The sequence below is a fragment of the Sphingomonas sp. SDUR79 genome (assembly GCF_056821745.1).
Window position 1 is genome coordinate 2,096,778 of the sequence record NZ_JBPDIN010000001.1, and the last position, 24,800, is coordinate 2,121,577.

Sequence of the window (24,800 nt, forward strand, 5' to 3'; positions counted from 1 at the left end):
GCTCGCCTTCCCGCCGCCGCCGCGCTAGTCGCGCGGCGTGACTCGCCCCGCCTCCCCCCTCATCGCCTTTGCCGTCGCGTCGCTTGGTATCGCCATCTTCTCGTCGATGGACGCAGTGATGAAGGGGCTGGTGCTGGCGCTGGGTGCGTATAACGCGCTGACCTGGCGGACGATGGCGGGGATTGTTGCGAGTGGCGTTCCCTACGCACTGTCGCGTCCTCCGCGCCCCAGCCGCCAAGCGATGCGGCTGCATCTGATCCGCGCGGCGGTGTCGGCGGTGATGGCGTTTCTGTTCTTTTGGGGGCTGGGTCGCGTGCCGATGGCGCAGGCGATTGCGCTGGCCTTCATCGCGCCGATCATCGCGCTGTTCCTCGCCGCCTGGCTGCTCAAGGAGCGCATCACCCGCGTCACGATCGTTGCCACCGCGCTCGCCTTTGCCGGGGTTGTGTTGATCCTGTTCGGGCAGGCGCAAGCGGAATTGGGGCGCGAGGCGTTCTGGGGCGCGATTGCGATCCTCGTGTCCGCCGTGGCCTATGCCTGGAACATCATCCTGATGCGGCAACAGTCGCTGGTCGCCGGGGCGATCGAGGTTGCCTTTTACCAGTCGCTGTTCATTTCGATCATCTTCCTGTTCGCCGCGCCGTGGCTGCTGACGCTGCCGCCGGTCGAGCATGTCCCGGCGCTGGCGCTGGCGGCGGTGCTGGCGACGATGTCGCTGTTCCTGCTCAGCTGGGCCTATGCCCGCGCCGAGGCCAATTATCTTGCGCCGACCGAATATACCGGCTTCCTGTGGGCGACCATGTGGGGATGGGTGGTGTTCGACGAAGGCGTGTCCTTCTTCACCGTGGCGGGAGCGGCGCTGATCGTCGGCGGTTGCATCATCGCGGCGCGGCGGCGCGACCATGCGCCGGTCGCCGATACGGAGGCACAGATTTGATCACGATCCGTCAGGCTGAGGCGCAGGATTTCGAGCTGGTCGCGGAATTCATCCGCAAGCTCGCCGACTATGAGAAGCTCGCCCACGAAGTCCGCTTCGACGATGCGACGCTGCACCGCCATCTGTTCGGCCCGCACCCCGCCGCCGAAGTGCTGATCGGCGAAGTCGACGGTGCGCCCGCGGGGTTTGCGCTGTTCTTCCAGACCTTTTCGACGTTCGAGGGCAAGCCTGGCATCTGGCTGGAGGATCTGTTCGTCGAACCGCATGCGCGCGGCGCGGGGCTGGGCCGGGCGTTGCTGTCGCGGCTCGCCGCGCTGGTCATCGAACGCGGCGGCGCGCGGCTGGAGTGGAACGTCCTCGACTGGAACGAGCTGGGCAAGGGCTTCTACCGGACCATCGGCGCGGCGCATGTCGACGGCTGGGAGCGCTGGCGGATGCAGGACGAGGCGTTGGAGGCGCTTGCAAATGCCCTATGACGCTGCGCTGATCGCGTGGGCCAAGGAGGCGCTGGAGCCGCTTGGCACCATCACCCACCGCCCGATGATGGGGGCGGCGGTGCTCTATTGCGACGGGCTTGTCTTCGCCGTGGTCGATGAGGAAGCGATCTACTTCAAGAATGACAAGGTGAGCGCACCGCTATGGGACGAGGCGGGCTGCCCGCCCTTCACCTTCACCGGCAAGGACGGCGAGACCGTGTCGATGAACTACCGCCGCGCGCCGGATGACGTCTATGACGATGCCGAGGCGATGCAGCGCTGGGCGGCGCTAGGGCTGGAGGCGAGCCGGCGCGCGCCGGTAAAGAAGAAACGGGGCTGACGCGGGTCACGCACCCTGCAGCTGCGCAATATCACGGCGCGGCGGGGCACCGAACAGACGGCGATATTCGCGGCTGAACTGCGACGGGCTGTCATAGCCGACGGCAAAGCCTGCGCTGCCCGCGCTCGCCCCTTCCGCCAGCATCAGCCGCCGCGCTTCCTGCAGCCGCAGCTGTTTCTGATATTCGATGGGCGTCATCCGGGTCATCGCCTTGAAATGCGCATGGAGTGAGGATTCGCTCATGCCCGCCGCGTCGGCGATGTCGCGGATGCGCAGTTGCTTGTCGAAGCTGCTGCGGATTGTCTGTATCGCGCGGCTGACCTGCCGCAAATGGCTGTCGCCCGCCGCGATATGGCGCAGCATCGGGCCGTGCGGGCCGGCGAGCAGGCGGTACAGGATCTCGCGCTCGATCAGCGGCGCGAGCATCGCGATGTCGCCCGGCGTATCGAGCAGCGCGATCAGCCTGCACGCCGCGTCGATCAGCCCCGGATCGCTGGGACACACCGCCAGCGCCGGCATTCCTGTGGGGGCGCCCGGCCCGCCCTGCGCCACCACCAGATCCGCCAGTGCCGCCATGTCGAGGCCGATTGCGCAGCAGAAATAGGGCCGCTCGGGACTCGCCTCCAGCACATGTCCGACCAGCGGCAGATCGACCGAGACGACCAGATAGTTGGCGGCGTCGTAGATCAGGCTATCGCCCCCGACCGAAATGCGCTTCGATCCTTGGGCGATCAGGCAAAGCGAAGCTTCATAAACCGCCGGTGTCGGGTCGGTCGGCGCATGTCCCCGGATCAGCGACACCCGCGGCACCGCTGACGCAAACATGCCGGGTTCGTGCGTGTGGCGGGCAATGATCGCCGTGAGGTCGGTAACGCGCTCCATGCGCTCGCATGTCGCGCACAGGGAAAGCGATCGCAAGGCGCCGCGCACAGATTTGGAGGATCGTGCAATTTCTTCGGGCAATCGCTCTACCGCTCCGACGGGGATCGGCGCCATTTCCGCTGCACCCACTCAAGCGGAAAGGAACCGACCCATGACCACCGGAACCATCGACAAGACCATCCTCGTCACCGGCGCATCGAGCGGCATCGGCGAGGCGACCGTGCGCGTACTTGCCGCCGCCGGTGCCCGCCTGTTCATCGGTGCGCGCCGTACCGACCGGCTCGCCGCGCTCGCCGACGAACTGGGCGCTAACGTCGCCTGGCAGCAGCTTGACGTTGCCGATGGCGACAGCTTCGAGGCGTTCGTCGCGGCGGCGGAAGCACGCTTCGGGCGCGTCGACGTGCTGGTCAACAACGCGGGCGTCATGCCGCTCTCGCGCCTCGATGCGCTGAAGCGTGACGAGTGGAAGCGGATGATCGACGTCAACGTGCATGGCGTGCTGAACGGTATCGCCGCGGCTTTGCCGCGCTTCACCGCGCAGGGCGGCGGGCATGTCGTCAATGTCGCATCGGTCGCGGCGCACATGGTTGCGCCGACCGCGGCGGTCTATTGCGGGACGAAATACGCCGTCTGGGCGATCACCGAAGGACTGCGGATGGAGCATGACGATATCCGCACTACGGTCATTTCGCCCGGCGTGGTCGCGACCGAACTGGGCGACGACATCACCGTGCCGGAGATCGCAGATGGGCTGAAGCAGTGGCGGCAGAAGTCGCTGACGCCCGACGCCATTGCCCGCGCGATTGCCTATGCCATCGCCCAGCCCGACGGGGTCGATGTCAGCGAGATCATCGTCCGTCCGGCGGGTGGTGCATTCTGAACAAACAAGGCCCCGGATGCTGCATCCGGGGCCTTGCGAACTTCGATACGGGAAGCGGGTCAGGCGACTGCGGCGGCCTTGGCCTGCTTCGCCGCTTCGATCGCTTCGAGCACGATCCGCTTGGCTTCCTCGGCATCGCCCCATTCGCCGATGCGGACCCACTTTTCGGACTCCAGGTCCTTATAATGTTTGAAGAAATGCTCGATCTGCTGAAGCACGATCGAGGGCAGGTCGCCGCGCTCGCCGACATCGGTGTAGTAAGGGAAGGTCGTGTCGACCGGCACGCACACCAGCTTTTCGTCGCCGCCGGCCTCGTCTTCCAGCTTGAGTACGCCGATCGGGCGCGCGCGCACGACACAGCCCGGGATGAAGGGCGAGCGCGAGATCACCAGCGCGTCGAGCGGATCGCCATCGGGCGACAGCGTGTGCGGCACGAAGCCGTAATTTGCCGGGTAGCGCATCGGCGTATGCAGGATGCGGTCAACGAACAGCGCGCCCGATTCCTTGTCGAATTCATACTTCACCGGCTCACCGCCGGTCGGCACTTCGATGATGACGTTGAGGCTGTGCGGCGCGTTGTCGCCGACAGGGATTTTGTCGATACGCATTGGTCGTCCTCTGTTTGGTCGAGCGGCACCAGCCCGCTCCCCCACCCGGCCACCCAACGCCAGTATCCTATGGGTGGCCGGGTGGGGGAGCGGGCTGGTGCCGTACTCGCGTCAGCGAGCTGACAAAAGTCTATCCAGGCCACCCTCTCCGGTGCCGATTTTTTCGAGGCGCGGATAGCGCAGGCCGCCGGTATAGTCGATGGTCGTTTCACGATAGCGCGTGCCGCTTTTCACCAGCAGCTTGATCGGAGCCTTGGTCGCCTTCGCCTCGGTTACCGCCGCCTTCAACCGCTCGTCGCTATATTCCCGACCCGCGATCGCCACGATCGTGTCGCCCAGATCGAGGCCAGCGTTGAACGCGGGCGAATCCCAGGTGACGCTCGACACCGCCCCGCCCTTGCCCACGGCCAGCCCCAGCGAATAGCTGAGATCCGTCCGCCCGCCGCGCTTTTCCGCATTCTTGAACGCCGCGGTCGGTTCGTCGGTGTAAATCAGGCGGTAGCCATTTTCGGTAAAGCCGGCGAGCGGCGCCTTGGGCGCGACATCATAGACGCGCGCTTTGAGGAACCCGGCCCAGTCATAAGGCTGGATGGTGTTGAGCGTCGCCGCGACCTCGGTCAGGTCATAGGTGAGCACGCCCCAATCGCCGTCGCGCATCCCGAAAAAGGCACGCGCGAAATCGTCCATCGACTTCTTGCCGCGCGACAGCTCACGCAGCTTGGCGTCGGCCTCCAGCCAGATCAGCAGGCCTTCATTGTAATAGTCCTCCGACCGCTGCCAGCTTACCCAGCCCTTGGGCCGGCGCGCGGAGATGATCGGATCATTGGTGGTGTCGACCAGGGGGCGCCATTCGCGTGCTGGGCGGTTGTCGAGGCTGGCGGCGATATTGGCGAGCATGTCGAGCGTGTCCTGCTTCGACACGATGCCCGAGCGCGCCTGGAGGACATAGCCCCAGAATTGCGTCTGCCCCTCATAAACCCACAACAAGGAGTCGCGCATCGGGGTGCGGAAATCGGGGGTCCAGCTGTCGTTGCCGCGGCGGAACTTTCCGTTCCAACTGTGGACGAATTCATGCGGCAACAGGTTGCGCGAGCCCGGCCCCTCGCTCCACTTGGTGAAATAGCCCGGCCCGACGCCATTCTCGGAGCTGCGGTGATGCTCCAGGCCGATCCCGCCCATCTCGTCGCTGATCGACAGCAGAAATTCATATTGGTCGTAATGCTGCGCGCCGAACAGCTTCACCGACTGTTCGACCAGCTTCCTGTGCGCCTCGATCTGCTCGGGCTTGGCGTCCAGCTCCTCCGGCTCGTCGGCAAAGACGTTGAGGTCGACGCGATCGGACAGCTTGAACTCGCGATAATGCTTCCCTGCGAACACCGGCGAGTCGATCAGCGTCTCGTAATCGGTGGTTTCGTAGACATAGGCGTCACCCTGCTTCGTCGCGGGCAGGCCTGAAACCGCAGTCCAGCCCTTGGGGTAGGTCACGGTCGCCGACACCGGGATGCGGCGCGTGAAATAGCCGGCGGGATAGAGGCTGACCTGCTCGAACTGCAGGTTGAGCATATTGGGCGCAATCGACACACGGCCCTGATCGCGGTCGGTGGCGCCGACGAACTGGAATTCGATATCGAGCTGCTTCGTGCCGGCGGGCACGTCGAGATGGAACGCCCAGACGTCGACCGTATCGCGGGTCCAGGCAACGGGCTTGCCATTCGCGCTGATCTTGAGGCCCGCCAGCTTCTCGATCTCGCCGCGCGCGGCGTGCTTGCCGGGCAGCCAGGCGGGCATCATCAGCACCATCGGCCCGGCATCGGCGACGGGGATGGTCTGGCGCACGCGGTAGATCGCCTGCTGGATATTGGTCGCATCGACCGTGACCGTCATCGTGCCGGGATAGGCGATGTCCCTGGCGACCGGGATGCGGTTGTCGAACGGCAGCGGCTGGGGGGTGCTGTTCTGGGCGGTGGCGCCAAATGAGACGGGCGCGGTGGCGAGCAACAGGGCAGTAAGCGCAACGGCGCGACGCATGAACGAACCTTTCGGGAGGGATCGGGTTATTTTGTTACCCTAATCGGTCCGGGGCGGAGAGGTAAACCCTTGGCGCAAACAGGCTTCACGGCTTGCTTACCATTTTCGCGCTAGACGATGCGCCATGTATCACGACCCCGCCCTTGCCCGCAGCGTCAAGGCCGATCCGCGGCCCAAATCCGCCGTCAGCACCGGATGCGGCCTGGCCGGTCTGGTCGGGATGGCGATCTGGCTGACCGTCGCGCGCACCTATGGCCTGGACGGCCCGTTCGCGGCGCTGGTGAACCTTGCCGCGGGTGGCATTCCGATGGTGTTGTGGGCGGTGTTCGTCGACAAGGTGCACCGCAATCCGACCACCGGGGTCAAGTGGAGCGACCCGCGTCCCTTCAGCGAAACGCGCGACATTTCGATCACCAAGCTGGCCGGGCTGTGGCTGACCTGGGGTGGGATCGCCGGCATCTATGCCGTGTGTCGTTTCTATTGGGAGGGTAATTTCGCCTTTGCCATGTGGTGTTTCCAGATGGCGGCGCCCGCATTGTTCATCCTGTCGATCCCCTATGTGCTGTGGATCGACCGGTATCTGGAAAAGCCCAAGGACGGTGCCTTCATGCTGGGCGCGTGGCTGATCGGATCGAAGGAGCCGGTGGACGAGGCCGCGATCCACAACCATTTGCGCAGCTGGGCGGTGAAGGCGTTCTTCCTCGCCTTCATGCTCGCGATCGTGCCGCCGGGGTTCGGCGCGTTCGTGCGCGCGGACGCGAGCGGCATCCTGACCAACCCGATCGCGCTGGCCAACTGGCTGATCACCGGCATGTTCATGCTCGACGTGGCGTTTGCCACGGTGGGTTACATCCTCACCTTCCGCCCGCTCGACAGCCATATCCGCACCGCCAATCCCTATGCGGGCGCGTGGGCGGTGGCGCTGATCTGCTACCCGCCGTTCATCCTGATGGGCAATGGCGGCCCGCTCGACTATCATCCCGGCACGTCGGACTGGACGCACTGGCTGGCGGGGCATGACGTGCTATTGTGGATCGTCGGCGCGGTGCTGGTGGCGCTGACCGCGATCTATGCCTGGGCGACGATGGCGTTCGGATTTCGCTTCTCCAACCTCACCCATCGCGGGATCATCACGCATGGGCCGTACGCGTGGACGCGGCACCCGGCGTATCTGTCGAAGAACCTGTTCTGGTGGATCGCGACCTGCCCGCTGCTCGTCACGACCGGCAGCCTCGCCGACGCGGCGCGCGCGAGCCTGCTGCTCGGGCTGGTCAGCCTGATCTATTATGTCCGCGCGAAGACCGAGGAAAAGCATCTCGGCGAAGACCCCGAATATCGGGCGTATAGCGAGTGGATGGAGCGCAATGCGCCGATCCCGCGGTTGTTTGCGTGGGTGATGGGGAAGACGGGGAAGGCTGAGGTGGCTGTGAAGGCGGAGACGCCGCGGGGTTAATCGCGCCATCCGCCCCGAGAGTAATCCAGCAGTTTTCGGACGACCGCCGCCGGCATCGTCACCATCCTTCCATTTACGCGCGCGCGCACTGGCGCGGGGCTGTCACCCCAGTCTGGATACTCGATCAGGATCGGCTCCCGATCCTGTTCACCCGCGACAAAGACGACGATCCGCGGTGAAAACTCACCGGACGCGATGTCGGCATCTGGCAAGCGCGGGTCACAGATCACGCTCATCGTTGCCTGCCAGAACGCACGAACCATTGCGGCCTCGCCACCCTTTTCCATGATTTCGTTCGTAGAGGGGAAGACACGACGTACGAACCCGATTGGGAACACGCGGACCTGCACCAAGTCGCGCGGTTCACCAGCAGCGCAAGCCGAGGACGTCCTCAGTGGTTCTCCTGCCGGCAGATCGGCTGACATCGGAACATCCGCTGCCATAAGGGCTACAATCAAGCTCGCTAGCATTCCACGTCCTTCCGCTCAGTTCTGCTCCACATGGCTTCGCGCCTGCCGCCCGGTGGACCCCGGAACAAGTCCGGGGTGACAATTGGGGTGTGGTCAGCCCATCCACTCCACCCATGCGCCATGGGGATGCGCTGCGGCCAGCAGCTGCGGTTCCCCGCTGCTCGGCCACATCAGCACCGTCAGTTCGTGGCGGAAGGTCAGCCGGTTCGCCTCGACCGCGATCCAGGCCAGCGGGCGCTCGGGCGTTGCCGTCGCACCCGCAGCCTCCATCGCGGCCGTAATCGCCGCCTGCCGCTCGGCACCGAGATATTGCCAGACGATCGAATGCATCAGCACACGGGTCGTCCCGGCCGCCTGTGGCCGGGCGAGCGCCTCGACAACGAATGCCGCCGCGTCCGCCTCGACCAAATCGGGCGCGTGCCGGGCCGCCTCCGCCGCCGCGATCTCCAGCCGCTCTGCGCGCACGCGATGCTCGGGCCAGGCATAGGCGCGCAGGCGCAGCAACGCCTCGGGGTCGGTCAGGTCGATCGGCGCGACGTCGCAGCCGCGTAGCGACACGATCTCGACTCCGGCTTCAGGCGGTGGCGGGCCGCGCCAGTCGGGGGCGATCCGCATTTCCGCATCCTGCGGCCCCACCCCCACCCCGCCCAGGTCGTAGCGATAGCGGTCCATCATCAGGTTGATCCCGGCGCTCGACCCGATCTCGATACATTCGAATCGTCCGGGCAGGCCGTGCGCCGCCAGCCACAGCATCGCGGCGGCATAGTTGCTCGACCGCGCTGCCTCATTGGTCTGCGGCGGGCCGTCGAGCCACGGCAGCAGCGCCGAGTCATGCGCGTCGATCGCGGCGTTGACCAGCGGCCCGGCATCCACCGCCTCCCCGGCATAGAGGTCGCCCAGTGACGGCGCCGCCCCGGTCAGGTGCAGCGCATGCAACCCGCCCGCCGCGCGCAACGGCAGCGCGTCGGCCATCGGCTTGCCCGGCCAATCGCGCAGCCTTGCGCGGAACGTCCCCGGCCCGTCGATACCGTCGAGGATCGCCTGCACCACGCTGGCGGTCAGGCTCGCGTCGTTCGCCCGGCAATAGTCCACCTGATTGGCGAACGCGGTCCGCACATCCTCCAGCGTCATCCAGTCGGCCATATGTACCTCCGGCCCTCTTGTTGCGCCGCAACGCCCACCCAAGTAAAGGCGCGCAACCCATGACCGATACCAGCACCGATCCGATCATCCTTGCCGTACCCAAGGGCCGCATCCTCGAAGAGGCGCTGCCACTGCTCGCGCATGCCGGAATCGTGCCCGAGGCGGCGTTTTCGGATGAGAGCAGCCGCGCGCTGCGCTTCAAGACCAACCGCCCCGATATCGACCTGATCCGGGTGCGCGCGTTCGACGTCGCGACCTTTGTCGCGCATGGTGCGGCGCAGCTGGGTATCGTCGGATCGGACGTGCTCGCGGAATTTGCCTATTCGGAGCTGTATGCGCCGGTTGATCTTGGCATCGGGCATTGCCGCCTGTCGGTGGCCGAGCCGGCCGCGCTCGCCGCGACCGACGATCCGCGCGGGTGGAGCCATGTTCGCGTCGCGACCAAATATCCGCATCTGACGCGCAAGCATTTCGAGGCGCGCGGCGTGCAGGCCGAGTGCATCAAGCTGAACGGCGCGATGGAGCTGGCACCTTTGCTCGACCTGGCCCCGCGCATTGTCGATCTGGTGTCGTCGGGCCGCACGCTCAAGGAAAACGGGCTGGTCGAGGTCGAGACGATCATGGAGGTGTCGAGCCGCCTGATCGCCAACCGCGCCGCGTTCAAGACGCGCCCTGAAATTGTCCCGCTGGTCGACGCCTTCCGGCGCGCAGTGGAAAGCGAGGCTGCCGCATGATCCGCCTGTCCACGTCCGAGCCGGGCTTCGCCCAGGCCTTCCGCGAACTGGTCGATGCGCGGCGTGAGGCCGATGCCGATGTTGCGCGCGACGTGCGTACGATCGTCGCCAGCGTCCGCGACGAGGGCGATGCCGCGCTGCACGCCTTTACCCGCAAGTTCGACCGCCACGACCTCAACGAAACCGGCTGGCGGATCGAGAAGAGCGACTGCATCGCGGCCTATGAGGCGCTGGCCCCCGATCTGCGCGACGCGCTTGAGCTGGCCGCCAAGCGGATCACCGCCTATCACGAAAAGCAGAAGCCGGCGGACAGCGACACCACCGATGCCGATGGCGTGCGCACTGGCGCGCGCTGGGGCGCGGTCGAGGCGGCGGGCGTCTATGTTCCCGGTGGCCGCGCGGCCTATCCGAGCTCGGTGCTGATGAACGCGATTCCGGCCAAGGTTGCGGGGGTCGATCGCGTCGTGATGGTCACGCCGACCCCGGATGGTGAGATCAACCCACTCGTCCTTGCCGCCGCGCACATCGCCGGGGTGGACGAAATCTGGCGTGTCGGCGGGGCGCAGGCGATTGCCGCACTCGCCTATGGCACCGGGCGGATCGCCGCCGTCGACGTGATCACCGGCCCCGGCAATGCCTGGGTCGCGGAGGCCAAGCGCCAGCTCTATGGCGTAGTCGGCATCGACATGGTCGCGGGGCCGAGCGAGATCGTCGTCGTCGCGGACGGCAAGAACGACCCCGAATGGATCGCCGCCGATCTGCTCAGCCAGTCCGAACATGACCCGACCAGCCAGTCGATCCTGCTGACCGATGATGCGGTGCTGGCGGGCAAGGTGGCCGAGGCGGTCGACCGCCAGATCGGCGAACTGGCGACGCGTAAGGTCGCGCGGCAGAGCTGGGACGCCAATGGCGCGATCATCCTGACCGCGACGCTCGACGAGGCGATCCCGCTGGTCAACAAGCTCGCGCCCGAGCATCTGGAACTGGCGGTGGACGATCCCGACGCGCTGTTCGCGCGCGTGCGCCATGCTGGCTCTGTGTTTCTCGGCCGAATGACGCCCGAAGCGATCGGCGATTATGTCGCCGGCCCCAACCACGTCCTGCCCACCGGCCGCCGCGCGCGGTTCGCCAGCGGGCTGTCGGTGCTCGACTTCATGAAGCGCACCAGCTTCCTCGCTCTCGACGCGCAGGGGCTGGCGGCGATCGGCCCGGCGGCGGTGGCGCTGGCGGAGGCCGAAGGGCTTCCGGCGCATGCCAAGTCGGTGGCGCTTCGCCTATAATAGCTCGCGACCTTGCCGAATGGCGGTCACGGTCCCTACAGACCTTCACATAGAGGGCCGCGCGCCGCGTGGCCCGAACGGAATTTGATCTATGCCCAGTCCCTCTGCCAAATCCCGATCCAAAGCCCGCGCCGCTGCGCGGCTTGCCGCCGTGCAGGCGCTGTACCAGCAGGAGATGGAGAAGACCCCCCTGCCCCAGCTGCTCACCGAGTTTCACCAGCACCGGCTGGGCGCGACGATCGAGGACGCCGAATATATCGAGGCTGATCCGACGTTCTTCGACGACATCGTCAAGGGGGTCGACGCGCGGCGCGACGAGATCGACGCGCTGATCGCGTCGAAGCTGGCGGTGGACTGGAGCTTTGACCGGCTCGACCGCCCGATGCGCCAGATCCTACGCGCCGGGACCTATGAGCTGCTGGCGCGCAAGGACGTGCCGGTGGGCGCGGCGATCAGCGAGTATCTCGACGTGACCGACGCATTCTACGACCGGCGCGAGAAGGGGTTCGTCAACGGGCTGCTGGATGCGATTGCGAAGGTGGTGCGGGCCTGAACGATCTTGAGCCCCTCCCCTTCAGGGGAGGGGCTAAGAAGGCTTACTGCGGCCCCACATTCTTCACCCGGCCCAGCGCAGGCGGCTCCACGACCTGCCCCCGCGCGAACCACGCCTCCAGCGCGTCGATATCCAGCACGCCGCCCGCGACGATCCGCCCGACCTTGAGCGCCGTAAATCCGTCACCGCCCCCGGCCAGAAAGCCGTTCATCGCCACGCGATAGGTCGCCGCCGGATCGAGCGGCTTGCCCTGCACCAATGGTGTGATGATCCGCTGGCCCTCCGGCTTCGAGCGGTCATAGCTATAGGTCAGCCCGGACGGGAACAGCAGCGTCGGCCCATCGGCGTCGGTGAATTGCTGCTCGAGCACTGCCAGCAGCTGCGCACCGGTGTACTCGCGCACCTGCAGGTTATTGCCGAAGGGCTGGGTCGTATAGAGGTCGCCATAGGTGACCGTGCCGTCGGCTGCCGGCGTGATCGAGGCGCGGACGCCGCCAGGGTTCATCAGCGCGATCTGCGCCCCGTCCTTGCGCGTCGCAGCGAGCTGCGAATCCGCGATCAGCAAGCCGAGCGGCGATTCGCGCAGTTTGCTATCCTCGTCGCGCAGGATCGGCGCGGATGCCTTCCCCACCGGGCGGCGGGCGAGCGGGGCAGCGGCGGCGGCGTAGCGCGCGACATGCGCTGCAACCGCCGGGTCGGCGGGATAGGTCGGGAATGCCGGGTTGGCCTTGACCGGGCCGCTGGCGCTGACCGCGCCATCGCCCTGCACGATCACCTGCCGCGCCGATCGCGCCGACACCTTGCGCGTGACGGGATCGAAGCTGAGGTCGATGCCGGTCAGCATCACGCCATTATTGCCCGCGCTGGTCAGCAGCACCGGCTTGGCGGGATTGGTCGCGGAGTAATCACAGACATAGGCGCGGTGGGTGTGGCCAGAGACGATCACGTCGATACCGGGGTCCAGCCGCTCCATGATGTCGAGGATCGGCCCCGACAGCCCTTCGCACTGGTTCGGCTGGTCCGACCGCGCGGGATAGCCGCCCTCATGCACCATCATGACGATCGCGTCGGCGCCCTGTGCCTTGAGCTGCGGGATCAGCTTGTTCGCGGTCTCCGCCTCATCGGCGAAGCGGTAGCCGGTGATCCCCGCCGGATCGACATAGGTGCCGGTCATCCGCGTGGTCAGACCGATAAAGCCGATAGTGATCTTGCTGCGCCCCTTACCGAATGTCTTGAGGCCGGTCGCGGGCATCAGGCTCTTGCCCGATGCATCCAGCGTGTTCCCGGCGAGATAGGTGTAGGACGCGCCCTTGAAGGGTTCGAGCTGGCATGGCTGCGCGACCGCGTTCTTGTCGCACCCGCCCTGCTGGAGGCGCAGCAACTCCTTGGTCCCGCGATCGAATTCGTGGTTGCCGGCGGCATTGAACTCAAGGCCCGCCATGCTCAGCGCCTTGACCGTCGGTTCGTCGAGGAACAGCGAGGAGACGAGCGGGCTGGCGCTGGTCAGATCGCCCGCCGCGACCACGACGTTGTTGGGGTTGCCCGCCTTGAGCGCTTTTACCGCCGAGGCGAAATAGGCCCCGCCCCCCGCGGGCACCTTGACCGTCGTGCCGTCCGCCGCCTGGACGGCGATCGGCCATGCCGGGGTTTCGAGCGCGCCGTGGAAATCGTTGAACGCGATGATCCGCACGCTGACCGGCGCGGCCGGCGTCTCGGCTCGCTGCGCCGCGCAACCGCCCAGCGCCAGCACGGCGAGTAGTCCAACGATTCTGCGCATGTCATTCTCCCGGCGAGTCGTTCTCGCTGATCCGGTATCAGCAACCTCGCGCATCCGCGATCTCTATCCTCCCCCGCAAGGGGGGGTGGCAGCCCAGCTGACGGAGGGGGAGGAACCGGTGACGCAAGAAGGGGGAGGACATTGCCGTCCTCCCCCTCCGTCGCCTGCGGCGCCACCTCCCCCTGGCGGGGGAGGATCAGGTTTTCCGACCAGCCCTAGCCGTCGCCGACGCGTTCGATGTCCGCGCCCACGCCCTGCAGCTTTTCCTCGAGCCGCTCATAGCCGCGGTCGAGGTGGTAGATGCGGCTGACCTGGGTCTCGCCCTCGGCAACGAGGCCGGCGAGGATCAGGCTCATCGATGCGCGCAGGTCGGTCGCCATCACCGGCGCCCCGACCATGCGGTCGACGCCGCGCACCACGGCGGTGCGCCCGCTGACGGTGATGTCGGCACCCATGCGCGCCAGTTCGGGCACGTGCATGTAGCGGTTTTCGAAAATCGTCTCGGTCAGCACGCTGGCGCCATCGGCCTTGCACAGCATAGCCATGAACTGTGCCTGCATGTCGGTGGCAAAACCCGGATAGGGCGCGGTCGACAGGGTGATCGGCTTGAGCGGGCCGTCAGCGGCGACGCGGATGCCGTTCGCCTTTTCCTCGATCGTCACGCCAGCCTCGATCAGCGCGTCGAGCGTCGCGCGCATGTCATCGGCCCTGGCCCCTTCCAGCACCACATCGCCACCGGTGATCGCTGCGGCACAGGCATAGCTGCCCGCCTCGATCCGGTCGGGCATCACGGCATAGGTCGCGCCGTGCAGCCGGTCGCGACCCTCGATCGTCAGCGTCTCGGTACCGATGCCATGGATCGACGCGCCCATTGCGACCAGCAGGTTGCACAGATCGACAATCTCCGGCTCGCGCGCGGCATTGTCGAGCACCGTCGTGCCGCGCGCGGTCGATGCCGCCATCACCGCATTTTCGGTTGCGCCGACCGACACCACCGGGAAACGATAGTTGCCGCCGGGCAAGCGCCCGCCGGGAGCGGTCGCCTTCACATAACCCGCCGCGAGCTCGATCTCCGCGCCCATCGCCTCCAGCGCCTTCAAGTGAAGGTCGATCGGACGGTTGCCGATCGCGCAGCCGCCGGGCAGCGAGACCGTCGCCACGCCTTCGCGGCCCAGCAGCGGGCCGAGCACCAGGATCGACGCGCGCATCTTGCGCACGATGTCATAGGGTGCGACGGTGGAGGTCAGACGCGAAGCACGCACGGTGAGCACGCGACCGAAATCGCTGGGCCGCGTCCCTTCGATCGCGGTCGAAGCGCCAAGTTCATTGAGCAGATGCCCGAAACTGTCGGCATCGGCGAGACGCGGCAGATTGCGCAGCGTCAGCGGCTCGTCGGTTAACAGCGCGCACGGCATCAGCGTCAACGCGGCGTTCTTCGCGCCGGATATAGCAATATTACCGGATAGGCGGTTTCCGCCGCGGATGAGAATACGGTCCATTGAGGGGCTTCTATCGCGTGAAAGGGCGCGCGCAAGTGCGGCCAACCGTTACGCGGCTTGATCGACTTTAATGCGCTGATTTTTCAGGGCTGCTTTGCAGGAGGAAGTTGGGGGAAGAGACAGAGTGTCAGGGAGTTGTTTCGCGGAGATCCTGGGCGAGCTGGTTACGCTCGTGCCGGGAGAACGGGCCGCGCTCGAACGGCTGGAGGAACGGCAACGCCATATCCGGCGTGGCGCGATCCTGTTGCGCGAGAATGAATCGGCCGATGAGCTGTATATTCTGCGCAAGGGACTGGTGATGAGCTATGTCCTGCTCGACGATGGCAGCCGCCAGATTCTGCGCTTTCACTTCCCCGGCGATGTGCTGGGCATTTCCGGCATCATCTATCGCGAATCGCCCGAAACCCTGTGCGCGCTGTCCGATTGCGTGGTCTGTCCGTTCGATCGCCAAGCGTTCAGCGCGCTGTGTGTCGCGCACCCGCGCCTGTCCGCGCTGATCCTGGTGCTGTGCCAGATCGAGCGGGTGGCGCTCACCGACCGACTCGCCGCCCTGGGGCGGACGTCGGCCAAGGCGCGCGTCGCCGCACTGTTGCTCGAAATGCGCAACCGGCTGCGCGGGACCGACAAGACGATCGCCAAGGCCTTCAACCTCGGCCTGACGCAGGAAGAGATTGGCGACGCGACCGGCCTGACCTCGGTCCATGTCAACCGCATGCTGCGCCAGTTGGAGGAAGAAGGGATGATCGGGCGCGAATCGGGCCGGGTCACGCTGATCGACGAAGCGGCGATGGCGCGCGCGGCGAATTATGTGAACCGCTATGAGGGGCTGGATCTCAGCTGGCTGCCGGAGCCGCGCTGAGACGACCCTTTTCGTCGTCCCGGCCTTGTGCCGGGACCGGGCTTCTTCTTTCTCACCGGTGCCAAGGAACAGCCCAGCCCCGGGTCAAGCCCGGGGCGACGGGGAAGGTTCGGGCGCGGTGCACAATCCGTATCGGCGTGCTAGGCTGACCGCATGACCGAACCTGCGATCCTGAACTGGCGCCGTCTTGGCCCCGCGCTGACCAGTTCGGGCCAGCCGTCCGAGGCACAGCTCGCCGAAATTGCCGCACTGGGCGTGAGCGAGATCATCAATCTCGGCCCGCATGCGCATGTGCAGGCATTGCCCGACGAGGGTGCCAGCGTCGCAGCACTGGGGATGCGCTATACCTATATCCCGGTCGATTTCGCCGCACCGACCGAGGGCGATTACGCCGCCTTTGCCGCCGCGATGGCCGCGGCACAGGCGGCGGGACGGACGGTCCATGTCCATTGCATCGTCAACGCGCGCGTCTCAGCCTTTTTCTACCGCTATCGCCGCGATGCGATCGGCGAAAATGCTGCGCGTGCGGAGCTGGAGTCGGTATGGCAACCTGCCGGCGTGTGGGCCGCATTCATCGGCGATACGCCGGCCGAGGGGGCGGACCACCGCTATCGCGGGCGGGATTACTGACCCGCTACGCCTTTTCCAGCGTGCACTGCAGCGGGTGCTGGTTCTGCCGGGCGAAGTCGAGGACCTGCGCGACCTTGGTCTCCGCGACCTCATAGCTGAACACGCCGCATACGCCGACGCCGCGCTGATGCACCTGCAGCATCACGCGGGTCGCCTCTTCCATGTCCATCTTGAAGAAGCGCTGCAGCACCAGCACGACGAATTCCATCGGCGTGTAATCGTCATTGAGCATCAGCACGCGGTAGGGCGTCGGCTTCTTGGTCTTGGCGCGCGTGCGGGTGACGACACCGGTGCCGGTGCCTTCGTCATCGTCGCGATCGGGATCGCCCATCGTGATCGGAGCCATCGGGGTCGTGGTGCGCAGCGCTGTCATGAGACTTGCGAAAATATGGCAGCGGTGAGTCGAGGGCAAGGGGGGAGCGGCCCGGGGGCCGCATTTCATTGCAACCGAATACGAAAAAAGGGCGGCCGCACCTGGCGACCGCCCTCTATCTGTCCGATCCGGACCGGTGCCTGATCAGGCCGCGGTCTTGATCTTCTCCATCGCGACCGCGACGCGGTTCGAGACAGGCTGCGCGGCGTCGCCGGCAAGCTTGATGAACGCTTCGGTGTTCTTCGAGGTCTCGGCGACCATCGAATCGAACGCGGTGCGGACATAGTCGCTCTGCAGCTTGAAGAAATCGGCCGGCGACTTGACGGCGGCCAGGCTCTTCATGGTGGCGGTCGCCTGCTCGAACTGCTTGCGGCTATATTCGGCGGCGTCCTGACCCATGGTCTCAAAGCCCTTGGCAGCGATCTTGCCGCTCTCGACCAGCGCTTCGACATTGCCCTTGGCCAGGTCGGTCATTTCGCCGACCAGCTTGGTGTTCTTTTCGACAGCGGCCTTCGCCTTGTCGTTCAGTTCGGCGAACATCGCCTGGCTCTTTTCAATGGCTTCCATGGTATAGATTCCCTTGCTTGCGGTGTCCGCCATCTGGGGGGCGGTCTCTTCGATAATCTCGGTTACAGGTGCGGCGACCGTTTCGACGGTTTCCGCGACAGTTTCGATGGCCGGTTCGACAATCTCTTCGATCATCGGCTCGGCCACTTCAGCGATCGGTTCGACCGCCGCGGCAACGGCCTCGACGACCGGCTCCACGACGGGTTCGGGCTTCGCTTCGATCACCGCAGCCGCCGCTGCGGCAACCTTGGGTGCGGCCTTCGCGGCCGGTGCTTTGGCTACCGGCTTTTTCGCCCCGGTACGCGGACCCTTGCTGGCCATATCGACGTCCTCGCTGCGATTATTGCAATGCAGCATATACGTCGATGATGGCCGTGTTTCAAGAGGCTTATTGTGCAGTGCACAAAAAATTTAGCGGGTTCGAACGTAACGCCCTGGCGCCGCGCCAAGTTCCTCATCTACCTTGGGAATTCTGGATTTTTTTGCTGGCACGCGCCTGTCGTCGAGCGCCTCGATCCACGTGATCCAGTCGGGCCACCAGCTGCCCTTGGTCTCGACTGCACCTGCAACAAAATCGTCAAGATTTGCTGCGCCTGCCTCGTTGATCCAGTACTGATATTTGCCCGATGCCGGCGGATTGACGACGCCCGCAATATGCCCCGATCCGGCGAGCACGAAGCGGATCGGCCCGGCGAGATGTCCGGTCAGCTTCCACACGCTACGCGGCGGGGCGATATGATCCTCACGCCCCGCCTGAACATAGGCAGGCGTGGTCACGCGGGTCAGGTCGATCGGCGTCCCCCCGATCGCCAGCGCCCCCGGCTGGATCAGCAGATTGTCGCGATACAGGTCGGACAGATAGCTGGCATGCCACTTCGCCGGCAGGTTGGTGACGTCCGAATTCCAGTGGAGCAGGTCGAACGGGGTATATTCCTCACCCAGCAGATAATTGCTGGTGACATAATTCCAGATCAGATCGCGCCCGCGCAGCAGGTTGAAGGTCGCGGCCATGTAGCGCCCGTCGAGGAAGCCATCGCTGGTCAGCGACTGGATCAGCGCCAGCTGCTCGTCATCGACGAAGACGTTGAGGTCGCCGGCCTCGCTGAAATCGACCTGTGCGGTGAAGAAGGTCGCGCTCTTGACCTTCGCCGCGTCGCCCCGCGCGGCGAGCACCGCCAGCGTCGCGGCGAGCGTCGTGCCCGCGACGCAATAGCCGATCGCGTGAACGCTCTCGACGCCCAGCAGGTCGCGGATGGCGTCGATCGCGTCGATCTGCCCGCGCTCGACATAATCGTCCCACACCACATCGGCCATGCTGGCATCGGCCGATTTCCACGACACGACGAACACCGTCAGCCCCTGCTCCACCGCCCAGCGGATAAAGCTCTTCTCCGGCGTCAGATCGAGGATGTAGAAGCGGTTGATCCACGGCGGAAAGATGACCAGCGGCGTTTCGAACACCGTGTCGGTCGTCGGCGAATATTGGATCAGCTCATAGAGCGGGGTGCGCTTGACCACCCGGCCCGGTGTGGTCGCGATGTTTTCGCCCACTGCGAACGCACCCTCGACCGTCTGAGTCATCTGCCCCTTGGACAGGTCGTTGAGGATATGCGCGAGGCCCTTGAGCAGATTCTCGCCCTTGGTCTCGATTGTCCGTTCGAGCACCAGCGGGTTGGTCGCGGGAAAGTTGCTCGGGCTCATCGCGTCGATGAACCCCTGCGTCGCAAAGCGCAGCTGATCCTTCTGCTTCGGGGTCAGCCCTTCGATCTGGTCGACGCCCTTGAGCAGGTGGCCGGACAGGGTGAGGTAGCTCTGGCGGATGAAGTCGAACACCGGCTGTTCGCGCCATTGCGGCGCCTTGAACCTTTTGTCGCGCGCCTGTTCGGGGGTTTCCTCGAACTTCGGCGCCTTGGCGGGATCAAGGAAGCGCTGCCACAAGGTCATGGTGTCCGCCCAGAATTCCGCGCCCGCGCGCATTGCGGCGGCGGGATCGACCGGCGGCACCATCGGCATTGCGGGCAGCTGCGGCATCGTTGGCATCTGTCCGGTGAAATCCAGCCCCTGCTCCATCATCATCTGCTGCGCGCGCCCGAACACCCAGGTCCAGTGCTGAAGATCCTCCAGCGCCGGCGCGGCTGCGGTCGTGGCCTCGGGCTTGGGTGCCTTGGCCGCCTTGGGCTTGGGCTGGGGCGACCGTTTCGGCTTGGGCTCGGTCGCAGCATCGGGCTTGGGTGCGGCCGCAGCCTTTGGCTTGGCCGCCCGCTTGGGCTTGGCGGTCGTCGCGTCGGTCGGCTCAGCTTTCGTCTTTGCGGTCGTCGTCTTTTTCTTTGCCGTCGCCACGCGCCTCTCCTCTGGCTTGCCGCCCTGCCCCCTGTATAACGAGGCATCGCGCGTCGCGCACCACCCCGAGGAGCCGGAACCCAAGACGATGTCCGAAGAATTCTACCGCATGAAGCGCCTGCCCCCCTATGTCATCGCCGAAGTCAACGCGATGCGGGCCGCGGCGCGCGCGGGCGGAGAGGACATTATCGACCTGGGCATGGGCAATCCCGACCTGCCTCCGCCCGACCATGTCATCGAAAAGCTGATCGAAGTCGCGCGCAAGCCCGATGCACATGGCTATTCGCAGTCCAAGGGCATTCCCGGCCTGCGCCGCGCCCAGGCGAATTATTATGGCCGCCGCTTTGGGGTCGATATCGACCCGGATACCGAAGTCGTGGTGACGATGGGATCGAAGGAGGGGCTGGCCAGCCTCGCCACTGCGATCACCGCGCCGGGCGATGTCGTGCTCGCGCCGAACCCCAGCTATCCGATCCACACCTTCGGCTTCATCCTCGCTGGCGCCACGATCCGCGCGGTGCCGACAACGCCCAATGAGGCCTATTTCGAAAGCCTTGAGCGCGCGATCGCCTTTACCGTGCCGCGCCCGAGCATATTGGTCGTGAACTATCCGTCCAACCCGACGGCGGAGACGGTCGACCTCGCTTTCTACGAGCGGCTGGTGGCGTGGGCGAAGGAGAACAAGGTGTGGATCCTGTCCGACCTTGCCTATTCGGAGCTGTATTTCGACGGCAAGCCGACGGTCTCGATCCTGCAGGTGCCGGGCGCGAAGGACATCGCGATCGAGTTCACGTCGCTGTCCAAGACCTATTCGATGGCCGGCTGGCGCATGGGCTTTGCGGTCGGCAACAAACAGCTGATCGCGGCGATGACGCGGGTGAAGTCGTACCTGGATTATGGTGCCTTCACTCCGATTCAGGCCGCTGCCTGCGCCGCGCTCAACGGCCCGCAGGATATCGTCGAGAAGAACCGCCAGCTCTATCACAAGCGCCGCGACGTGCTGGTCGAAAGCTTTGGCCGCGCCGGGTGGGACATCCCGCCCCCGCCCGCGTCGATGTTTGCCTGGGCCCCGCTTCCGCCCGCACTCGCGCATCTTGGCAGTCTTGAGTTTTCCAAGCAGCTGCTGACCCATGCCAAGGTCGCGGTCGCGCCGGGCGTCGGCTATGGCGAGAATGGCGAAGGGTTCGTGCGCATCGCGATGGTCGAGAATGAACAGCGGCTGCGTCAGGCCGCGCGCAATGTGAAGAAATACCTCCAGTCGATGGGCGTCAACACCGGCGCGAAATCGGCCTGAGCGCAAAAAGGGGCGCCCCGGGTGGAGCGCCCCTTTTCCGTTGCCGATCCAAATGGGTCAGAAGCGGAAGCCGAACCCGACCGACGCCTGACGGCGCTGCAGGTTGAAGCCGGTGCCGTAGAAGTCACCGAAATCGGCGTAAGCGCCCTCAACGTTGATATAGGCGTTCTTGGTGACCGCGATCTCGACACCCAGCGCGCCGTAAACGCCACCCTTGCTGTCGCTCGCCGCGAGCGCGCCGCTGCTCGCCTCAATCGTCAGCGAGGCATAGCCAAGCTTGCCATAGAGCGCGGTGGTCGGGCTCAGCTCGACGCCAACGCGACCGCCTGCCGCCAGATTGCCCTTGACCTTGAGGCAGTCGGGACCGTCGCACAATTCGACGCCCGAAAATTCATAATTCACGAACGGGCCGACGGTGACCTTGTTGCTGACCGCGAGGTCGAAGCCGATCTCGGCGCCATAGGATACCGCGCTGCCGATCTTGTAGATGTCGCCGTCGCCGCTGACGGTCGGGGTTTCGTAGCCGAGACGCGCCTCGATACGGGCACCGTCGAACAAATTGCCTGCCGATTGCTCGTCCTGTGCGAAGGCGATGCCGGGCACGCATGACAAAGCCGCCGCAGCGACCAGAAGCTTCTTCATAATTCCCCCCAATATTGGCGGCCGGAATGGCCTAAAACACCTGCCATAAGTGTTTGATTCGGCAGGCGCGTCGCGGATATTGCGGCGGGACTTCACCGTCCATTTGAATTTGGTGCGAAGCCGGTGTCTGCGATTGAATTCGGGACAGTGTTGCGCCACTGCAACGACATGACCCGACCCGGCTTCATCTTCTCCCATCGGCTGCGCGTGCGTTATGCCGAAATTGACGGCCAGAAGGTCGTGTTCAACTCCCGCTACCTGGAATATGCCGATGTTGCGCTCAGCGAATATTGGCGCTGGCTGGCGCTGGCCGAACTGCCCGAATGGCGCACGATGGAGTTTCACGTCGCCCGCGCCACGGTCGATTACAAGGCACCGTTCCGCTATGACGACACGTTCGACGCCTATGTCCGCACGGCGCGCATCGGAACGTCGAGCATCACCAGCCTGATCGACCTGGTCCATGCCGATACAGGTGCGCTGCACACGGTAATCGAACTGGTCCATGTCAATGTCGATCTGGACACCGGACGGTCGGCGCCGATCCCGGCGACAGTCGGCGCGCGGATGCTGCCAACCGACTGAAACGCCTGCGATACGCGATCAACCGGGGTCGCGGGAAACGCGCTGTTAACCGGCGCGGACTAGCGTCCGGACATGCGCCGCAGCAGCCTGTTTCGAACCGATCTGTTGGTCGTCGCCGCGGTGGCGATCGTCTATTTCCTGTGCGCGGCGGCGGCGATCGCGTTCACCATCCTCAGCGGCAATGTCGCACTGTTGTGGATCGCCAATGCCGTGCTGATCGCGGCGCTGCTCACGCGCCCGGCGACCGAGCGCCCGCTGCATGTCGCCAGTTGTTTCGCCGCATCGGTCGCAGCATCGGTTGCGGTGTCGCCCTACATCCCGCTCGCCCCGCTGTTCGGCGTCGCCAATATCGCCGAGACGCTGATCGCCTGGGCATTGCTGCGACGGTTCAACGTCGACGCGCGCCTGTTTCTCTCGCTCCGCGCGCTGGGGGTGTTCGTCGCGACCGCCGGGGTCATCGCACCGCTCGCCAGCGGAGTCATTCCCGCAGCGGCGCTTGCACTGTATCATGGGGCGGACCCGTGGGTGGTGTGGATGAGCTGGGGCATCGGCCATGGGCTCGGCGCGCTGATCGGCACGCCGATCGCGCTGCTCGCGCTGGCCGGAACCACCTATCGCGACCGGTTTTCGGGGCCAGCCGCACTGCCGCGTTTTTTCGGCATCGCGTTGCTGATGATCGCCGTAACCAGCCTGAGTTTCGCGCAGACGCGCCTGCCGCTCTTGTTCGTGCCGATCCTCCCGCTGATCGCCGCCACCATGGCGTTCCGGGTTGCCGGCGCGACGCTGGGCGTCTTTGCGATTGCGCTGATCGGCGCGGGCTTCACCGTGGCGGGGACGGGCCCGCTGCAGATGATCGACGGCACCGAAGCGTTCCGGTTGCAATTCTTTCAATTCTACCTGGCGGTTCTGTTCCTGATCGCGGTCCCATTTGCGACAATGATCGCCCAGAACCAGCGCCTCGCCGCGTCGGTTGCGGTGAGCGAAGCGCGCTACCGGCTGATCAGCGACCATGTGTCCGACGTCGTGCTGACGCTCGACCCGCAGGGCGCGGTGCGGTTCGCCTCCCCGTCAATGCGTGAGGTGACCGGCCATGCCCCCGAGACGATCATCGGAAGAAGCCCGGCGCAGCTGGTCCACGAAGTCGATCGTGAGCGGGTACGCGAAGCCTATCGCCGGGTCATGGCCGAGCCGGAGACAGTCCATCGCTTCGAATTTCGCGGCCATACTGCGACCGGCGGCATCCGCTGGTTCGAAACCACCGCCCGCGCCGTCCGCGATGCCGACAGGGCAGTGCTGAGCGTCGTCACGGTGATGCGCGAAGTCAGCCACCGCAAGGCGCGCGAAGCCGATCTGCTGCGTCAGGCCAACACCGATCCGATGACCGGCGTGCTCAACCGCCGCGCGTTTCAGGACCGCATCGACCGGTTCCGCACCGACACCCCCGACCGCCCCGGTACGCTGGCGCTGTTCGACCTTGACCATTTCAAGCAGGTCAATGACGGGCATGGCCATGATGCAGGCGACGCCGCCCTGCTCCATTTCGCCGATGTGCTGCGCGCCCATCTGCGGGTCGAGGACGTCATCGGGCGGCTGGGCGGGGAGGAATTTGCGGTGCTGTTCCCCGGCCTGTCCACCGCCGCCGCAATGGCCGCATGCGAGCGGGTACGCAATTCGCTTCAGGACGCGCGCATTCACGCCGGCGACGCGACATTCACCATCACCGTCAGCGCCGGCGTCGCACCGATCCGCCCGGACCTGTCGTCGGACGAAGTGTTCCGCGTCGCCGATGCCGCGCTGTATCGCGCAAAATCGCGTGGCCGCAATCGCAGTGAACTCGCGGCGGCCTGATTACTCGGCAGCCTCGACCGACCCGTCGCCCACCACATCCTCGGGCAGCGACCATAGCAGATCATGCTTGCCGAGCACGCGTCCGTCATGGCTCCGCACCTGCACCGGGGCGATGCGGCGATGGTCGCGCGCATCGACCAGCACCGGCGTGGCGAGCGTCCCAGTCTCCCAGCGCTCGCCCCATTGCCGCAGTGCAACCATGGTCGGCAGCAGCGCAAAGCCCTTTTCGGTGAGGCGATATTCGACCTTGCGGCGATCATCGTCACAGGTCTGTCGCGCCAAAATGCCATGATCGACCAGCCGCGCGAGCCGGTTGGCGAGAATGTTGCGCGCGATCCCGAGCTCCGACTGGAACTCCTCGAAATGATAGAGGCCGTTGAACGCGGCGCGCAGGATCAGGAAGGACCAGCGCTCTCCCATCGCCTCCAGCGCCGCCGGAAGGCTGCAATTGGTGGCGAGTTGTCGCAGCGGTTCTCGCAGTCCAGTGTGACCCATGACCGGCAAATCTACCTTAATTTCACCGCTGCACAACGCGATAAGTTCCTTGCGGTGCAGCAACAGTTTCTCGTTGCAACTGAATACCTATGGGAGTAAGTAGCGAT

25 protein-coding genes are annotated in these 24,800 nt (G+C 65.5%); 13 read left to right on the plus strand and 12 right to left on the minus strand.

Annotated features, from left to right (window positions below; genetic code table 11):
* Window positions 1–37: 37 nt before the first annotated feature.
* Genes ACRYLO_RS10410 through ACRYLO_RS10420 form a run of 3 tightly spaced genes read left to right on the plus strand, consistent with a single transcriptional unit; the run spans window position 38 to window position 1,753 of the window.
* Window positions 38–937: a DMT family transporter gene (locus ACRYLO_RS10410; RefSeq protein ID WP_482660089.1), complete on the plus strand. Its 900-nt coding sequence runs from the start codon at window positions 38–40 to the stop codon at window positions 935–937.
* Window positions 934–1,413 carry a GNAT family N-acetyltransferase gene (locus ACRYLO_RS10415; RefSeq protein ID WP_482660090.1) on the plus strand — a complete coding sequence of 160 codons (480 nt, stop codon included), beginning with the start codon at window positions 934–936 and terminating at the stop codon, window positions 1,411–1,413. The genes ACRYLO_RS10410 and ACRYLO_RS10415 overlap by 4 nt, the downstream gene beginning before the upstream one ends.
* Window positions 1,403–1,753: a TfoX/Sxy family protein gene (locus ACRYLO_RS10420; protein WP_482660091.1), complete on the plus strand. Its 351-nt coding sequence runs from the start codon at window positions 1,403–1,405 to the stop codon at window positions 1,751–1,753. The genes ACRYLO_RS10415 and ACRYLO_RS10420 overlap by 11 nt, the downstream gene beginning before the upstream one ends.
* Before the next feature lie 6 nt (window positions 1,754–1,759).
* Here ACRYLO_RS10420 and ACRYLO_RS10425 read toward each other — a convergent pair whose 3' ends face one another.
* Entirely contained in the window at window positions 1,760–2,635 is an 876-nt protein-coding gene (locus ACRYLO_RS10425; RefSeq protein WP_482660092.1) for an AraC family transcriptional regulator, read from the minus strand.
* Window positions 2,636–2,786: 151 nt separating this feature from the next.
* Here ACRYLO_RS10425 and ACRYLO_RS10430 point away from each other — a divergent pair, with 151 nt between their 5' ends.
* Window positions 2,787–3,515: an SDR family oxidoreductase gene (locus ACRYLO_RS10430; protein WP_482660093.1), complete on the plus strand. Its 729-nt coding sequence runs from the start codon at window positions 2,787–2,789 to the stop codon at window positions 3,513–3,515.
* Between the two features lie 59 nt (window positions 3,516–3,574).
* On the opposite strand, the gene ppa is transcribed toward ACRYLO_RS10430, so the two are convergent.
* Together ppa and ACRYLO_RS10440 are read right to left on the minus strand one after the other, a co-directional pair.
* Window positions 3,575–4,123, minus strand: coding sequence for an inorganic diphosphatase (gene ppa, locus ACRYLO_RS10435; RefSeq protein ID WP_482660094.1), 549 nt, complete (start codon window positions 4,121–4,123; stop codon window positions 3,575–3,577).
* 111 nt (window positions 4,124–4,234) lie between these two features.
* The gene (locus tag ACRYLO_RS10440) at window positions 4,235–6,151 is read right to left on the minus strand and encodes a M61 family metallopeptidase (RefSeq protein ID WP_482660095.1); all 1,917 of its coding nucleotides are present in this window, start codon (window positions 6,149–6,151) and stop codon (window positions 4,235–4,237) included.
* Window positions 6,152–6,275: 124 nt separating this feature from the next.
* Between ACRYLO_RS10440 and ACRYLO_RS10445 the strand changes: the two genes are divergently transcribed.
* Window positions 6,276–7,604, plus strand: coding sequence for a methyltransferase family protein (locus ACRYLO_RS10445; protein ID WP_482660096.1), 1,329 nt, complete (start codon window positions 6,276–6,278; stop codon window positions 7,602–7,604).
* Here the strand turns inward: ACRYLO_RS10445 and ACRYLO_RS10450 are convergent.
* Both ACRYLO_RS10450 and ACRYLO_RS10455 read right to left on the minus strand, forming a co-directional pair.
* Window positions 7,601–8,029, minus strand: coding sequence for a hypothetical protein (locus ACRYLO_RS10450; protein WP_482660097.1), 429 nt, complete (start codon window positions 8,027–8,029; stop codon window positions 7,601–7,603). The two genes, ACRYLO_RS10445 and ACRYLO_RS10450, sit on opposite strands and share 4 nt — an antisense overlap.
* 138 nt (window positions 8,030–8,167) lie before the next feature.
* The gene (locus ACRYLO_RS10455; RefSeq protein ID WP_482660098.1) at window positions 8,168–9,217 is read right to left on the minus strand and encodes a DUF2332 domain-containing protein; all 1,050 of its coding nucleotides are present in this window, start codon (window positions 9,215–9,217) and stop codon (window positions 8,168–8,170) included.
* A gap of 59 nt (window positions 9,218–9,276) precedes the next feature.
* On the opposite strand from ACRYLO_RS10455, the gene hisG reads away from it, so the two are divergent.
* The 3 genes from hisG (at window position 9,277) to nusB (ending at window position 11,784) form a co-directional block, all read left to right on the plus strand.
* The gene (hisG, locus tag ACRYLO_RS10460; protein ID WP_294018709.1) at window positions 9,277–9,951 is read left to right on the plus strand and encodes an ATP phosphoribosyltransferase; all 675 of its coding nucleotides are present in this window, start codon (window positions 9,277–9,279) and stop codon (window positions 9,949–9,951) included.
* A complete protein-coding gene (gene hisD / locus ACRYLO_RS10465) occupies window positions 9,948–11,231 on the plus strand; it encodes a histidinol dehydrogenase (protein WP_482660099.1) in 1,284 nt (427 codons plus the stop codon). The genes hisG and hisD overlap by 4 nt, the downstream gene beginning before the upstream one ends.
* Before the next feature lie 91 nt (window positions 11,232–11,322).
* Window positions 11,323–11,784: a transcription antitermination factor NusB gene (gene nusB / locus ACRYLO_RS10470; RefSeq protein ID WP_482660100.1), complete on the plus strand. Its 462-nt coding sequence runs from the start codon at window positions 11,323–11,325 to the stop codon at window positions 11,782–11,784.
* A 43-nt stretch (window positions 11,785–11,827) separates the two neighbouring features.
* On the opposite strand, the gene ACRYLO_RS10475 is transcribed toward nusB, so the two are convergent.
* Together ACRYLO_RS10475 and murA are read right to left on the minus strand one after the other, a co-directional pair.
* Window positions 11,828–13,561 (minus strand): bifunctional metallophosphatase/5'-nucleotidase, encoded by a 1,734-nt coding sequence (locus ACRYLO_RS10475; protein WP_482660101.1) that lies wholly within the window; start codon window positions 13,559–13,561, stop codon window positions 11,828–11,830.
* A 215-nt stretch (window positions 13,562–13,776) separates the two neighbouring features.
* Complete coding sequence (gene murA, locus ACRYLO_RS10480; protein WP_482660102.1) at window positions 13,777–15,060, minus strand: UDP-N-acetylglucosamine 1-carboxyvinyltransferase; 1,284 nt, start codon at window positions 15,058–15,060, stop codon at window positions 13,777–13,779.
* A 124-nt stretch (window positions 15,061–15,184) separates the two neighbouring features.
* Between murA and ACRYLO_RS10485 the strand changes: the two genes are divergently transcribed.
* Both ACRYLO_RS10485 and ACRYLO_RS10490 read left to right on the plus strand, forming a co-directional pair.
* Complete coding sequence (locus tag ACRYLO_RS10485) at window positions 15,185–15,919, plus strand: Crp/Fnr family transcriptional regulator (RefSeq protein ID WP_482660103.1); 735 nt, start codon at window positions 15,185–15,187, stop codon at window positions 15,917–15,919.
* A gap of 153 nt (window positions 15,920–16,072) precedes the next feature.
* Entirely contained in the window at window positions 16,073–16,549 is a 477-nt protein-coding gene (locus ACRYLO_RS10490; RefSeq protein ID WP_482660104.1) for a protein tyrosine phosphatase family protein, read from the plus strand.
* A 4-nt stretch (window positions 16,550–16,553) separates the two neighbouring features.
* On the opposite strand, the gene clpS is transcribed toward ACRYLO_RS10490, so the two are convergent.
* The 3 genes from clpS to ACRYLO_RS10505 form a co-directional block, all read right to left on the minus strand.
* On the minus strand, window positions 16,554–16,895 hold the full coding sequence (clpS, locus tag ACRYLO_RS10495) for an ATP-dependent Clp protease adapter ClpS (RefSeq protein ID WP_482661718.1): 342 nt from the start codon (window positions 16,893–16,895) through the stop codon (window positions 16,554–16,556).
* Window positions 16,896–17,066: 171 nt separating this feature from the next.
* Window positions 17,067–17,810, minus strand: a complete 744-nt coding sequence (locus tag ACRYLO_RS10500; RefSeq protein WP_482660105.1) for a phasin family protein — start codon at window positions 17,808–17,810, stop codon at window positions 17,067–17,069.
* A 90-nt stretch (window positions 17,811–17,900) separates the two neighbouring features.
* Window positions 17,901–19,613 carry a PHA/PHB synthase family protein gene (locus tag ACRYLO_RS10505; RefSeq protein WP_482661719.1) on the minus strand — a complete coding sequence of 571 codons (1,713 nt, stop codon included), beginning with the start codon at window positions 19,611–19,613 and terminating at the stop codon, window positions 17,901–17,903.
* A gap of 304 nt (window positions 19,614–19,917) precedes the next feature.
* Here ACRYLO_RS10505 and ACRYLO_RS10510 point away from each other — a divergent pair, with 304 nt between their 5' ends.
* On the plus strand, window positions 19,918–21,123 hold the full coding sequence (locus ACRYLO_RS10510; protein WP_482661720.1) for an LL-diaminopimelate aminotransferase: 1,206 nt from the start codon (window positions 19,918–19,920) through the stop codon (window positions 21,121–21,123).
* Window positions 21,124–21,180: 57 nt separating this feature from the next.
* On the opposite strand, the gene ACRYLO_RS10515 is transcribed toward ACRYLO_RS10510, so the two are convergent.
* Window positions 21,181–21,765 (minus strand): outer membrane beta-barrel protein, encoded by a 585-nt coding sequence (locus ACRYLO_RS10515; protein WP_482660106.1) that lies wholly within the window; start codon window positions 21,763–21,765, stop codon window positions 21,181–21,183.
* A gap of 168 nt (window positions 21,766–21,933) precedes the next feature.
* Between ACRYLO_RS10515 and ACRYLO_RS10520 the strand changes: the two genes are divergently transcribed.
* Together ACRYLO_RS10520 and ACRYLO_RS10525 are read left to right on the plus strand one after the other, a co-directional pair.
* On the plus strand, window positions 21,934–22,350 hold the full coding sequence (locus ACRYLO_RS10520) for an acyl-CoA thioesterase (RefSeq protein ID WP_482660107.1): 417 nt from the start codon (window positions 21,934–21,936) through the stop codon (window positions 22,348–22,350).
* A gap of 72 nt (window positions 22,351–22,422) precedes the next feature.
* Window positions 22,423–24,198, plus strand: coding sequence for a sensor domain-containing diguanylate cyclase (locus tag ACRYLO_RS10525; protein WP_482660108.1), 1,776 nt, complete (start codon window positions 22,423–22,425; stop codon window positions 24,196–24,198).
* Here ACRYLO_RS10525 and ACRYLO_RS10530 read toward each other — a convergent pair whose 3' ends face one another.
* On the minus strand, window positions 24,199–24,693 hold the full coding sequence (locus tag ACRYLO_RS10530; RefSeq protein WP_482660109.1) for a winged helix-turn-helix transcriptional regulator: 495 nt from the start codon (window positions 24,691–24,693) through the stop codon (window positions 24,199–24,201). It lies immediately after the preceding gene.
* Between the last annotated feature and the right edge of the window lie 107 nt (window positions 24,694–24,800).